We start from the raw sequence: 13384 nt of genomic DNA, 5'->3' as shown, positions 1-13384 counted from the left end.
TGTTATGGAAGCCGCGGTGGCTCGAGCGCTTTAGTCGCTCGCCGCCCTCGTCAACCAGCAACGCGGGCTGGGTGCAATTTGCTTCTGTTCAAGACTTTAAGCCTTTTTGTTGTACATTCACGGGCTAAATCTAGCGCCAAACCCGCCGGAGCGGGGTCTGAACCAAATTTAGCGATTAATTTCGATCGACTGGTTGTCGGTGGTCGGCTTATTCAAAAATTTTACGGTTCAAACCGCAGAGCGGGTATTCAACAATAAATGTTTTTGGCGGGTCAAAAAACGGAGATAAGCCCCCGACTTAAGTCGTGGAGAACCAAAAATTTTAGACTTTAGATTAAAGTTCCAGCTCCCAGATTCATCTGTGGAGTAAATCTAAAATCTAAAATCTAAAATCTAAAATCTAAAATCGACTGACCCGTCAAAAAACGGAGATAAGCCCCCGACTTAAGTCGTGAAGAACCAAAAATTTTAGATTTTAGACTCTAGTTCAATCTCCTAGATTCATCTGTGGAGTAAATCTAAAATCTAAAATCTAAAATCTAAAATCGACTGACCCGTCAACAAACGGAGATAAGCCCCCGACTTAATTCGTGGAGAACCAAAAATTTTAGATTTTAGACTCTAGTTAAATGTCCCAGATTCATCTGTGGAGTAAATCTAAAATCTAAAATCTAAAATCTAAAATCGACTGACCCGTCAAAAAACGGAAATAAGCCCCCGACTTAAGTCGGAGAGAACCAAAAATTTTAGATTTTAGACTCTAGTTCAATCTCCCAGATTCATCTGTGGAGTAAATCTAAAATCTAAAATCTAAAATCTAAAATCGACTGACCCGTCAAAAAACGGAAATAAGCCCCCGACTTAAGTCGGAGAGAACCAAAAATTTTAGATTTTAGACTCTAGTTCAATCTCCCAGATTCATCTGTGGAGTAAATCTAAAATCTAAAATCTAAAATCTAAAATCGACTGACCCGTCAACAAACGGAGATAAGCCCCCGACTTAATTCGTGGAGAACCAAAAATTTTAGATTTTAGACTCTAGTTCAATCTCCCAGATTCATCTGTGGAGTAAATCTAAAATCTAAAATCTAAAATCTAAAATCGACTGACCCGTCAACAAACGGAGATAAGCCCCCGACTTAATTCGTGGAGAACCAAAAATTTTAGATTTTAGACTCTAGTTCAATCTCCCAGATTCATCTGTGGAGTAAATCTAAAATCTAAAATCTAAAATCTAAAATCGACTGACCCGTCAACAAACGGAGATAAGCCCCCGACTTAATTCGTGGAGAACCAAAAATTTTAGATTTTAGACTCTAGTTAAATGTCCCAGATTCATCTGTGGAGTAAATCTAAAATCTAAAATCTAAAATCTAAAATCGACTGACTAGGTTTTAGGGTTGGCAGGGGCGGAGGTTGCAGTCGAATGCCAAGCTGCGGTATGTTGAGTGCGATCGCACAAGAATTCAACAAAAGTCCTTACGCTTTCACTCCTACCTACTTTCCCTCAAAACCAGCCCTCAACCACCACGCAAGCGGAGTTATCAGTTCGTAGTGTTAAGTTGTGTGTTAAGAAATTAGTACGGTGTCAATGAATTTATTCGCGCTCGTTCAAAGGAAGAGTTGTAAGTGTTGAATTTTGAGTATTGATTTCGCAATTGTCAACTCAAATCTCAATATTGCTAACTCGATAAAAGCCTCCTTATTTCTATCTCTCAGATTTATCTGCTGAGCATAACTCATAACTCTGTACGGGCGGGTTTAACTACTTTATCTGTAACAGTTAACAGTGAACAGTCAATAGTTAACAGTTAACAGTGAACGGTCAACAGTTAACTTTCTTTCCACCCTGCACCAACTCACAGCTAATAACTCTTCAAGCTACTACTAATTACAGTCTAAGTCAGAGGCACTATGAGTGCGTAAGTGTCTCTAACTTGCTGCCAGTTTTTTGAGGAAATTGAATGACAAAGCAGATAGTTATAGCAGAGCAGCATCGCATTGCTGCCGTATTTTCAGAAGATCAAATCCAAGAACTTGTGGTAGCCACAGGCAGCCACCAAGTCAGTGACATTTACTTGGGAATTGTTGAAAATGTACTCCCTGGGATAGATGCGGCCTTCGTCAATATTGGCGACCCAGAACGTAACGGGTTTATGCACGTCACAGACCTCGGCCCGCTGCGCCTTAAACGCTCGGCAGGAGCAATTACAGAACTCCTGACCCCCCAGCAGAAAGTGGTGGTACAGGTAATGAAAGAACCGACGGGCAGCAAAGGCCCCCGGCTAACAGGCAACATTACCCTGCCCGGCCGCTATTTGGTACTGATGCCCTACGGCAGGGGAGTCAATCTCTCGCGGCGGATCAAGTCGGAAGCCGAGCGCAACCGCCTCAGAGCCCTGGCTATTTTGGTGAAACCGGCCGGGATGGGGCTGCTGGTACGCACTGAAGCTGAAGGGATGACTGAAGAAGCCATCATGGAAGATTTGGAAGTGCTCCAAAAACAGTGGGAAGCTGTTCAACTCGAAGGCGGTACTTCGCGGGCGCCGGCACTGCTCAACCGGGATGACGATTTTATCCAGCGGGTGCTGCGGGATATGTTCAGCGGTGACGTGAATCGGATTGTGGTGGACTCGCAAAATGGAATTAAGCGGGTGAAGCAGCAGTTGATGAGCTGGAACGGTGGTAAACTTCCTGCGGGAGTTTTGATCGACCACCACCGAGAGCGCGCCTCGATTTTAGAATTTTTCCGGGTTAACGCTGCGATTCGAGAAGCCCTCAGACCAAGGGTTGATTTGCCTTCGGGTGGTTATGTGATTATCGAGCCGACTGAGGCGCTGACGGTGATTGATGTCAACTCTGGCTCGTTTACTCGATCGGCCACGGCTAGGGAAACGGTACTCTGGACAAATTGCGAAGCAGCCACGGAAATTGCTAGACAACTGCGGTTACGCAATATTGCCGGGGTGATTATTGTTGACTTTATTGACATGGAATCCCGCCGCGATCAGTTGCAGGTGCTGGAACATTTCAATAAAGCTCTCAAAGCTGACAAAGCTCGACCGCAAATCGCTCAACTGTCGGAATTGGGGCTGGTAGAACTGACTCGCAAGCGCCAAGGTCAAAATATTTACGAGTTGTTCGGCCACAGTTGCCCTACTTGCAGCGGGTTGGGTCATCTGGTGCACTTGCCGGGGGAAGAAGACTTCGCCGCAGCGGTGCGGGAATCGGGCGATCGCACTGTTGCTACGTCGAACCGCGTTTTGTTGAATTTGCCAGAAGGATTGGAACGTCGCAGCTTGACGCCTGTGGCGGCTGCAACTTCTGCCCCGGTGCGGGAAGAACGCCCCCCCGAACCTGCTAGGGCTGCTTGGGAGCCTCAAAGCGAAAGTTTGGATTTTGAGAGCGGCAGCAACGCATCGCCTTTGGACTTGCTCAACCATCCCAGCTATCAGGATTTGGGGAACGGAACTAGACGGCGCCGCCGCCGCCGGATTGGCGAAGAGCCTTTTGCTCTCCCGGCGGAGGAGGAACCGGTACGTAGCAAGTTGCGACTGCCGAATACTTCGAGCGCGCCCGTTGCGGATACGCGCTCTGAGTATCTGGCACCCCCCGGCATCCGGGCGGCTTCGGAGGGCTTCGGGCTGGTGAATATGGCTACTGTTGGCAGGCGCGAGGATTTCGAGCGTGTGCGTCCGGCTAAGTCTGAGTTGATGAAGCCGATGGTGGAGCCTCCGGAGGTGATTTCGGTGGAAATGACGGCGGAGGAGCAGGATGTTTATGCTCTGATGGGGGTTTCTCCTTTGGTGCTTACTGATCGCAGTGTCAAAAATCCTAAGAATGCGATCGTTTCGGTGACTCTCCCCGGAGCGGCCCCGAACAAGCCGCCTTTCGAGCAGCTCGAATTTGAATTTGAAGCGACGACGCCTCCCCAGAATGTTGAGGATGAGGAACGGGATTATTATCCAGAAAGGTCGGTAGTTGAGCCTGTTTTTTCTGAGGCCGATGATGATGATGATGATGATGATGATGTCCAAATTTATGGCGAGAGTTTGATCGACGAAACTGATGATTTTGATCGGATGGAGGAACCCAGTGATGTGATGGACGAATCCCAGGAGCCGATCTCACTCAATGAGCCGATCTCACTCAATGAGCCGATCTCACTCAATGAGCCGATCTCACTCAATGAGCCGATCTCACTCAATGAGCCGCTCCAATCCCCTGAGCCGATCGAATCAAGCGAACCCGAGGAGCCTGCTATCAACCGTCGCCGGCGCCGTCGCTCATCTGCCCTTGTGGATGAATAGTTATGAAAGAAGAGGGAAGAGAGAAGAGGAAAGAAAGAAGAGGGAAGAAGGAAGAAGTAGAAATTTTTACTCTCTTCCCATCTTTCCATCTTCCCCTTTCCCCCTCTCCCTCGAACGCTCTGGTAATTGCGGGTGTGGATGAAGTCGGACGAGGCGCTTTGTTCGGGCCGGTGGTGGCTGCAGCCTGCATTTTGCCCGACGAAGTTCTCGATGAATTAGCAAGTTCCGGGGTTCGCGACAGCAAGCAGTTGAGTGCCACAGCCCGGAGTCGGTTAGCTGTGAAAATCCGGGCTGTGGCGGTTGACTGTCAAATTGGTGTGGCTTCGGTGCGGGAGATCGATCGCCTCAATATTTTGCAGGCTTCTTTGTTGGCGATGAAACGGGCGATTTTGAAGTTGAAGGTGACGCCGGATTTGTGTTTGGTTGACGGGAATCAAAGGATTCCCAATTTGGCGATCGAGCAAGAGACGATGATTAAAGGTGATGCGCGATCGATTCAGATTGCTGCAGCTAGTATTGTGGCGAAAGTTTGGCGCGATGAATTAATAATACGTTTGGCTGTTAAGTATCCTGAATATGACTTGACAAATAACAAAGGATATGGAACAGCTAAACATAAATTGGCTTTGGAACGCTGCGGTGTATCTGTCTTTCACCGATTATCATTTAGCCCTTGTCAAAAATAGTTAGTTGTATCTGAAATGTTGCACCAATGTCAATAAGCTTTTATGAACAGGCTTTTCGGCCTGTTCCACAAAGAGTGAATTTCCTTGTGGAACAGGCCGAAAAGCCTGTTAAGCGAGAATGGTGCAATATCTCAGTTGGATCTCACATCTTGCACCATTCTCAACTAGCCCTTGCATTTTGTCCCAAAAGGTGAAAGAAAGGGCGTAAAAACAATCAGGTAGGTCAATGTTAACCATTCGTGAACGAACCTGACTGTCAACGGATTACCGTTAGACCGCAGGCTTCTTTTTCCTTTTTTGCAAAGGCTTTTTATAGTGAGGTAGTTCCACCCCCACTTGCTAATATAGTACCAGAGTATTTCCAGGTTATCAAGAGGTATAAAAGAATAATTGTCGCTTTGGGTACCTACACCCGACGAGCCTTTCATCACGCGGGCGTAATTCCCAACGGGGTAAGGGGCGCAGCGCTCAGATTAATCCCCTCTAAATATACGTCCGGGACTTCCCGGCTGGTAGTTAAACAGTAAGTACCAGTATTATTAGTCGCTTTCTCAATCATTACCAATGGTAAGTGCGGGCAGTAATTCGAGTTGAGATCAAAGCCAGGGTTTTAGTAATACAGAACATAAGCAAAACTTCTCTATTTAACTGGTTCCCAAGCTCTGCCTGGGAACCGATGTAAGCGAGGCTCTGCCTCGGCCCAGACTATGGAGGCTCTTCCTCCGGATATGCGTTACCAGGCTCTTCCTGGTAACGAGTATAATCATTTAGGATTGCTATAGTAATACAGAACATAAGCAAAACTTCTCTATTTAGGGTTCCATACCCACGGTACCTTACCGCTTTAGTCCGAGCCAGTTTTATGAGGACTTTAGTCCTCACTAGAAACCGCGACTCGTTATCTCGATACGATCGCCCCGATCGCACTTTAGGATTGTTTGATTGGTTGTTCGATCGGCAACTCTATGATAAACTCGGCTCCGTGACCGAGTGCAGACACGCAGCTAAGTTTGCCACCGTGTTCTTGGACAACTTTGTAGGAAATGGACAGGCCTAAACCGGTGCCTTTGTCGGCGGGTTTGGTGGTAAAAAAAGCCTCGAATAACTGCTGGGAAACTTCTTCTGGCATACCGGGGCCGTTGTCAGAAATCCTAATTACAGCATTAGAGTTTTGGACTTCTGTCCTAATTTTAATCTTGCTGCGGTTAGCTTTGACTTCAGCAACTGAACGCCCTTCGTTGTATTCCTCGATCGCGTCGATCGCATTTCCGATCAAATTCATAAATACCTGATTGATTTTCCCAGCATAACACTCAACCAAAGGCAAATTTCCATAGTCCTTAATTACCGCAATTTCGGGATAGTTACCTCTGGCTTTCAGGCGACTTTGCAGAATCAGCAACGTTCCTTCAATGCCTTCGTGCAGGTTAACTTTGCTCATTTGAGAATCATCTTTGCGGGAGAAATTTCTGAGCGATCGCACGATTTCCCGAATGCGATCGGCCCCAACCTGCATCGAAGACATTGCTTTCGGCAAATCTTCTAACAGAAAGTCTAATTCGATATCCTTAATTTGAGCTTGAATTGCTGCCGGCGGCTGCGGGCAGTGCTTCTGGTACATATCGAGCAAATTCAGCAAATCTTCGGTGTAGTGGCCCACGTGGACGAGATTGCCGCAGACGCTGCTAACAGGATTGTTAATTTCGTGAGCAACACCGGCTACCATTTGACCGAGAGTAGACATTTTCTCAGTGTGAATCAGTTGAGCTTGAGTTTGCTGCAATTCGTGCAAAGTATTTTCGAGTTGAAGTTTTTGTTGGGTTAACTCTGTTTGCGATCGCCGCAAAGCTTCTTCACTGCGTTTCTGCTCGGAAATATCAGTAATTAACCCTTCTAAAGCTATCAATTCTCCCGAGTCGGAAAACACTCCCAAACCTTGCTCCCAAACCCATTTTAATTCGCCATTTTTAGAAGTAATTCGGTAATTTAGCTGATAGGGTCGATTTTCTTGTAAAGCAACTTGCACGGCATTCCACAAATTCTCGCGATCGTCTGGGTGAGTCAATTCCGATATAGAAACTTGCCGAGTGCCGATAAATTCTTCAGGAGAATAGCCGGCTAACTGATAGCAACCTTCGCTGACAAACTCCATACTGCGATCGGCATCGTTGCGAAAACGGTAGGCCATTCCCGGCAAATTGCTCATCAGCGTCGCCAAGGCCCGCTGGCTTTCCCGTAGGGCTTCTTCGGCGTGTTTGCGATCGGTAATATCCGTCATCACCGCCAGCATACAGAGTTCGCCGTCCAAATTAATCAACTCTGCTGACAGCAAACACACCACCACCGATCCCGACTTCATCCTAAACTCACATTCCTGATTGCGAACAACACCTTGTTCGTGTAAAATTTGCCTAAAATTCACTCGATCTTCCGGTCTTACCCAAATATTTAACCCCGGTACTGTATTCCAGGTCGTTTCTTCTAAATCATAACCAGTCATCAACAAAAAACTATCATTAACTTCAATAAAACGACCCTCAGCAAAAGTAGTAATAATCATCGGATCTGGGCTTGAGCGAAAAGCCTTAGAAAACTTTTCTTCCGATAAACTCAACTTTTTAATAGCCTCTTCCAACTGACTTGTCCGCTCTTTAACCCGGCATTCCAATACCTCATTAGCCTGCTTCAATGCTTCCTCAGCCTGCACCCGATAAGTGATATCGCGCACCACGCCTTGCAGCCCAATTTTGCCGCCGATATCCATAGAAGTTAGCAGCACTTCCGCCGGAAACTCAGAACCATCCAAACGACGGTGTCGCCAGTCAAAACGGCAATTTCCCGATCGCAAAGCCGTATTAATTCGCTCTTGAGAAAGACTCATAGAATCTTGTCCGTCCGGTTGCAACGGCGGGCTGAACTCCGAAGGATGCTTGCCGCAAAACTCCGACTCAGTGCTGCATCCAAATAACTTTAAAGTAGCCGGATTGCAATCCAAAAAACCCTCTTCGTCTAGCAGCATTACCGCATCAGTCGTCGATTCGTACAAAGTGCGAAACTTTTTTTCCGACGCCTGCAAAGAAGCAATCAACTGCATCTTTTCCTCAGCCGCCCGCTTTTGCTCAGTAATATCCTGCATTACTTGAGAAAAGCCCTGCAACTTTCCCCTTTCATCGCGCAAAGGAGTAACAATAATATTCGCCCAAAATCGCGATCCGTCTTTGCGAAGCCGCCAGCCTTCATTTTCGTATCTACCTTCGGCCACAGCCCGGATTAATTTTTCTTTGTGCTTGCCGATTTCAATATCATCTTTAGTGAAAAAACACTCCGAATTATTGCCAACTATTTCATGAGATATGTATCCCAAAATGCGTTCTGCACCAGAATTCCAGCTAGCTACATACCCATCTGGATCTAACATAAATATAGCGTAATCCTTAACCCCTTCTATTATTAAGCGCAGGCGTTCTTCGCTTTCTCGAAGTGCAGATTCTGCTTGCTTGCGCTGAGTGATATCTTCTACAAAACCTTCGTAGTAGAGCAATTTCCCTGATTCATCGCAGACAGCCCGCGCATTTTCAGCGATCCAAATTATTGTTCCATCTCGGCGATAAATTTGCGACTCAAAATCTGATACGATGCCCTTTTCTTGCAAAGCACAAACAAACTGATCGCGGCGATCGGGATTGACGTAAAGCTGATCGCTAATATCAGTCAGACAGCCCATTAATTCTTCAGCAGAATTATATCCGTAGATGCGAGCCAAAGCTGGGTTAGCGCTGATGTAGCGACCGGATTGGGTTGTTTGAAAAATACCCGACACAGCATTTTCAAACATACTATAATATTTTGCTTCCATTTGGTGCAGTGCCTCCGCGACATTCAGGCATTCTATTGCTTTATTTCCTAATTTTTGATTTCCCACTTTTGAATACCCTGCTCTTGTGTGTGAGTTGAATATTTTTGCTCTACCGCCTGTTAAAATTTAGCCGTTAGTTAGGCTGAAAGATGGTGTGTCGCAACCGGAGACGAGTGTGTTTATTCATCTGTCCTACTGGGCGGTTAGTTGTTAGTGATTGCTGAAATTTTAGTCGATCGGGTATTTATTTGAGGCTTGACTGGCTGTCACGATCGCATTGGCACATCGATCGGCCTGCGGTGCAGGTGTTCGAGCAAAACCCGCTCCTTGAAATCTCCTTGAATATATTAGCAGTTGAATACCCTGAAATAAGTTAGTAGCAAGGATGTTGTTACAATAAAAGGCCGCGACTTCTACAACCGCAAGAGTCTATTTTTAGGATTTGGGTGAGAGTACGATCGACTCTTACCCGAAGCAACTAACCCACTTGCAAGAGCTAAACGCTCGCTGTCCTTGCTGTCACTCGATTGGAGATTTGAGATTTTAGATTGAAGTTGACTCCACAGATGAATCTGAGGTTCTCCTAATGTCTAAAATTTTTTGCTCTCCACAACTCCTGTCGGAAACTTTTATCGCTCTTTGGGTGCCCTGAGTTACTGTTAAGTATTATTGCTGATAGATCATACAGCAGACTACTGGCAGTTGGGAGCATCTCATATTTGTAAAAACACTTCTTCTGGCTCCTTCCTTCTTCCTCTTCCCTCTTCCCTCCTGCCTCCTGCCTCAAAACTCCTGCCTCCTGTCTCAAAACTCCAATTTCTAGCTTGCCTGCTTTCATTGAGATGCTCCCTGGCAGTTTTACGATTTGGGGTTTCTATGTAAAGTTGGCACAACAATAGGGTAATTGTTGTATCAAAAAATTCATATTCTGCTACTGCGGGCGGAAAAATTCTGTAGCGGTGCTGGCATTTGGGCAAAAATCTGGGCCCGATCGCGCAAAATGTGGTCGGCAAGTCTGGTAAAATCCCGATCGATTCTCAGTTTGGCCACAAAGCTCGATCGAGCTAAATTTGACTAGAAACTAATATTAATGACAGATTCTCCTCTACTAGCAACGCCAGAGTTATCCCCTGCTTCAACCCAGACGCCGGATTCTCCTGTGTGGCCAGCCCTCCTGCAACAACTATTAGACAGACAATCTCTCTCACGCGCCCAAGCAGCCGACTTGATGCAGGGATGGCTAGCCGAAGCTATTCCCCCCGTCCTCTCAGGAGCCATTTTAGCGGCCATCCAAGCCAAAGGCATCTGGGCCCCAGAATTGGCAGGAATGGCTCAGGTATTGCATTCTCAGTCGCTTGCAGGCGAGTCGGAGAGCGTTTTCAATCCCAAATCCTCAATCTCCAATCTCAAATTAATTGATACTTGTGGCACAGGCGGCGACGGCGCTTCCACGTTTAACATTTCCACTGCTGTAGCTTTTGTGGCCGCCGCGGGCAAAGTTCGAGTCGCGAAACACGGAAATCGCTCCGCATCGAGCAAAGTGGGTTCTGCTGACGTGTTGGAAGCACTGGGAGTCAACCTCAACGCCGATCCCGCGAAGGTAAAAGCTGCGGTAGACTCTGTGGGCATCACCTTTTTATTTGCGCCTGGGTGGCATCCCGCACTTAAGGCTGTAGCGCCGATCCGGCGCACTTTGAAGGTGCGGACTATTTTTAACCTTTTAGGGCCCCTTGTCAATCCTATGCGCCCTACAGGGCAGGTAATCGGGGTGTTCGATCCTAGTCTGATATCAACTATTGCTCAAGCTTTGGGCGAGTTGGGGACTGAGTTAGCTGTAGTCGTTCACGGCAGAGAAAAATTGGACGAGGCGGGTTTGGGTGATGTGACTGATTTGGCGGTTTTGTCGGATGGCAAAGTGGAACTCACTACTTTAGACCCGGAAAAGGTAGGATTGACACCAAGTGCGATCGGCTCCTTAAAAGGCGGAAATGTTGAGGAAAACGCCGAGATTTTGCGGAACGTTTTACAAGGCAAAGGTACGCCCGCACAAATGGATGTTGTAGCTTTGAATGCGTCTTTGGCTTTTCAGGTGGGAGGCGCAATTCCTATGGGCTCTCACGCAGCAGGAGTTTCTATGGCTAAGGACATTTTATTGAGCGGTGAATCTTGGTTGAAGTTGCAGCAGTTAATTGAGTTTTTGAAATGAAGTCAGTTGTCAGTTGGGAGTTGGGATTTGGGAGTTGGCAGTTGACAGTTGTTATATCATGTTCTGTCGATTGACCGTGATTCCTGTATGGGCGGGTTCACCAGCAATAGTCGCCAAAAACCGACAATCTCAAAAACCCGCTTCGACTATGTATGATGCGCGATCGATCGGACATGATATTAGTTGTTAGTTGACCCGAAAGCAGTTGGTAGTTGTTAGGAAAGCAGTTGCTATAAATAACCAGTAATCAATAACAAATAACAACTAACAAATAACAACTAAGGAATGAGAATTAAATAACTTTCACTCTTGAAAGTGGGATGGGCGTCCCGCCCGTCATGAGTGGACGGGCGGGACGCCCATCCCACAATAACAATTAAAATTGTAAGTTATTTAATTCGCGATCCTAACTGCTGACTTCTGTTTAAGACCGCGATCGAAATTCAATGACATCTTGCTTAATAGTCACATCTTTATTACCAAAAAAGTCGTGACCCAACAGTCCGATATCTAGGGATGGCGAGATGGCAACAACTACATTGTTAACCGCTAGACCACCTGCTTCCATAGAACTCAGGCGACCGAGGGGAAAAGTAGCCACTCCGTTGGGAGTTTGTGCTTGCACTGTTCCCTGGAGAACAACGCCCAAGGCTTTAGCCATTGCTGGTGTAATTACTGTGCCACTAGCTCCAGAATCTACCATCATCTCGAACTTTTGTTTGCCGTTAAACGTGACTTCTATGACCGGGATATTAGCTGCTCGGCGTTTGATTTTTGCCTGAAACACTCCCGACTTTGCCGCCGCCGAAGTGGTGGGCGTCAATGCTTCGGGGAGAAAACCGCAGACTGATTGGCTGAGGTTGAGGGTTCGCCCTGACGAGCTCCGCATGAAGCATCCCTCACTTTCTTGAGCCACGGCTGGCGAGGAGTTGGCAACACTTCCTAGTAAAATTGAACTGCTTAGAGAAATAACCCCTGCTAAAACCAGTAAAGGTGGGCGCAGGTTTTGAGGGATCGGTAGAGGCTTTTTTGAGTTTGAGAGTAAAGGCAAGGGAGATTTGCTGGCCATAGTTTGATTAAACGCTTTAGCTCGATCGTAACAGCGACAACTGCCTTTTGGTATAGATATAGAATTTCCGCCCGCCTCCTAAGCTGCTGGCAGATAAATTGCTGGCGCAGGGGGAGATGAAGAATTTGCACTTAGGATCGCGAATTAAATAACTTACAATTTTAATTGTTAAGCTGTTGTGCATTTAAATAGAATGTCAAAAAACAATCTAATTCTTGTGGGGTGGGCCGTCTAGCCCGCCCTGAATATGCAATTTAAATGCGTGACAGCTTACTGTAGAGTAATAATTTGACCAACCCCTAATTATTGGATTCAGCCGACTAATTAAAGCAGCTTGTGGGGCGGTATTATGAATGTTTATTACTTCAGCTATTCGTGAGAGATGAGCTTTAATTTTTGGCTGTGAAGGGGTGATTAACGTCTTAAACCCTAGTGGTATTCCATTTGTACTTCTGGCACTTCGGTAGTTACCTACCTTATGTTGTTGTATGTGGAACCCTAGAAACTCAAACCCAACATTTCCATTGTATTCATTGAGGGTGTGGGTTAATTTTGTTTTACTTGGCTTTAATTCTAAGCCAATGTCACCTAACCATTCCGCAATTATCTGATGACAGGTTGTTACCACGTCAATGTCTTTGTGCATTATCACAAAGTCATCGGCGTATCGGATTAAGCTTAGGGATGCTCGTTTATCTCTCTTATTGATACCTAAGTATCCTTTTGTTAGCGTTTCCGCATATTGCTTAACCCGTTCTTCCATTCCGTGAAGGGCTATGTTAGCCAATAGCGGGGAAATGACCCCTCCTTGTGGCGTACCTTTGTCGGTCGGAAAGATTTCACCTTGGTCTAATACCCCGCTTTTAAGCCACGACTTAATTTGTTTTCTCAGTCGCGGATAGGTATTGATTTTGTCAAGTAATGCTTTGTGATTAATGCGGTCAAAGCATTTGGCAATATCAGCGTCCAGCACGTATTTAGCTTTATATCTGATACTGTCAAAGATAGCTCCTATTGCATCGTGACACGACCTACCTGGTCTAAAACCAAATGAATTAGGCTCGAATAATGCCTCCCATTCTGGCTCAAGCGCTGCTTTTACAACTGCTTGTAATGCGCGGTCGTACATAGTAGGTATTCCTAAATGTCTTGACTCATTACTACCCGGCTTGGGAATCCTTACCCGACGAGTCGGTTGTGATTTGCCAGTTGTTTTGAGTTGTCTTACTAGCTTAATTCGTTGCTTTGGGGTTAGTA

9 protein-coding genes and 1 pseudogene are annotated in these 13384 nt (G+C 46.2%); 6 read left to right on the top strand and 4 right to left on the bottom strand.

The annotated features are described in order from the left end of the window. The first annotated feature begins 1426 nt into the window (after positions 1-1426). From QT984_RS23405 to QT984_RS23395, 3 genes are all read left to right on the top strand, one after another. A complete protein-coding gene (locus QT984_RS23405; protein ID WP_333058298.1) occupies positions 1427-1555 on the top strand; it encodes a hypothetical protein in 129 nt (42 codons plus the stop codon). Between the two features lie 409 nt (positions 1556-1964). Further along, positions 1965-4310 carry an Rne/Rng family ribonuclease gene (locus QT984_RS23400; protein ID WP_333375066.1) on the top strand — a complete coding sequence of 782 codons (2346 nt, stop codon included), beginning with the start codon at positions 1965-1967 and terminating at the stop codon, positions 4308-4310. Positions 4311-4312: 2 nt separating this feature from the next. After that, positions 4313-4996 carry a ribonuclease HII gene (locus QT984_RS23395; RefSeq protein ID WP_333207648.1) on the top strand — a complete coding sequence of 228 codons (684 nt, stop codon included), beginning with the start codon at positions 4313-4315 and terminating at the stop codon, positions 4994-4996. 928 nt (positions 4997-5924) lie between these two features. Here the strand turns inward: QT984_RS23395 and QT984_RS23390 are convergent. Then, entirely contained in the window at positions 5925-8918 is a 2994-nt protein-coding gene (locus QT984_RS23390; protein WP_333058295.1) for a PAS domain S-box protein, read from the bottom strand. Positions 8919-9435: 517 nt separating this feature from the next. Beyond that, a complete protein-coding gene (locus QT984_RS23385) occupies positions 9436-9690 on the bottom strand; it encodes a hypothetical protein (protein WP_333058294.1) in 255 nt (84 codons plus the stop codon). A gap of 66 nt (positions 9691-9756) precedes the next feature. Here QT984_RS23385 and QT984_RS23380 point away from each other — a divergent pair, with 66 nt between their 5' ends. From QT984_RS23380 to QT984_RS23370, 3 genes are read left to right on the top strand one after another with little or no spacing between them, the layout of a single operon-like run. Further along, positions 9757-9930, top strand: a complete 174-nt coding sequence (locus QT984_RS23380) for a hypothetical protein (protein ID WP_333058293.1) — start codon at positions 9757-9759, stop codon at positions 9928-9930. 12 nt (positions 9931-9942) lie between these two features. Continuing rightward, entirely contained in the window at positions 9943-11058 is a 1116-nt protein-coding gene (gene trpD, locus QT984_RS23375; RefSeq protein WP_333058292.1) for an anthranilate phosphoribosyltransferase, read from the top strand. 58 nt (positions 11059-11116) lie between these two features. After that, positions 11117-11248 carry a hypothetical protein gene (locus tag QT984_RS23370; RefSeq protein ID WP_333375064.1) on the top strand — a complete coding sequence of 44 codons (132 nt, stop codon included), beginning with the start codon at positions 11117-11119 and terminating at the stop codon, positions 11246-11248. Positions 11249-11482: 234 nt separating this feature from the next. Here the strand turns inward: QT984_RS23370 and QT984_RS23365 are convergent, their stop codons facing one another. Both QT984_RS23365 and QT984_RS23360 read right to left on the bottom strand, forming a co-directional pair. Then, a complete protein-coding gene (locus tag QT984_RS23365) occupies positions 11483-12127 on the bottom strand; it encodes a retropepsin-like aspartic protease (protein WP_333057153.1) in 645 nt (214 codons plus the stop codon). 271 nt (positions 12128-12398) lie between these two features. After that, a pseudogene (locus QT984_RS23360) lies at positions 12399-13384 on the bottom strand (reverse transcriptase domain-containing protein); the annotation flags it as partial.

This window comes from Microcoleus sp. Z1_B2 (assembly GCF_036700325.1).
GTDB lineage: Bacteria > Cyanobacteriota > Cyanobacteriia > Cyanobacteriales > Microcoleaceae > Microcoleus.
Note: the sequence above shows the minus strand (reverse complement) of the source record. Positions and strands in the feature narration are given on the sequence as shown.

Excerpts from the sequence above, each read along its gene's own strand:
- QT984_RS23405 (WP_333058298.1), top strand. The coding sequence starts at position 1,427 with ATGCCAAGCTGCGGTATGTTGAGTGCGATCGCACAAGAATTCAACAAA.
- QT984_RS23400 (WP_333375066.1), top strand. The coding sequence starts at position 1,965 with ATGACAAAGCAGATAGTTATAGCAGAGCAGCATCGCATTGCTGCCGTA.
- QT984_RS23395 (WP_333207648.1), top strand. The coding sequence starts at position 4,313 with ATGAAAGAAGAGGGAAGAGAGAAGAGGAAAGAAAGAAGAGGGAAGAAG.
- QT984_RS23385 (WP_333058294.1), bottom strand. The coding sequence starts at position 9,690 with ATGAAAGCAGGCAAGCTAGAAATTGGAGTTTTGAGACAGGAGGCAGGA.
- trpD (WP_333058292.1), top strand. The coding sequence starts at position 9,943 with ATGACAGATTCTCCTCTACTAGCAACGCCAGAGTTATCCCCTGCTTCA.
- QT984_RS23370 (WP_333375064.1), top strand. The coding sequence starts at position 11,117 with ATGTTCTGTCGATTGACCGTGATTCCTGTATGGGCGGGTTCACCAGCA.
- QT984_RS23365 (WP_333057153.1), bottom strand. The coding sequence starts at position 12,127 with ATGGCCAGCAAATCTCCCTTGCCTTTACTCTCAAACTCAAAAAAGCCT.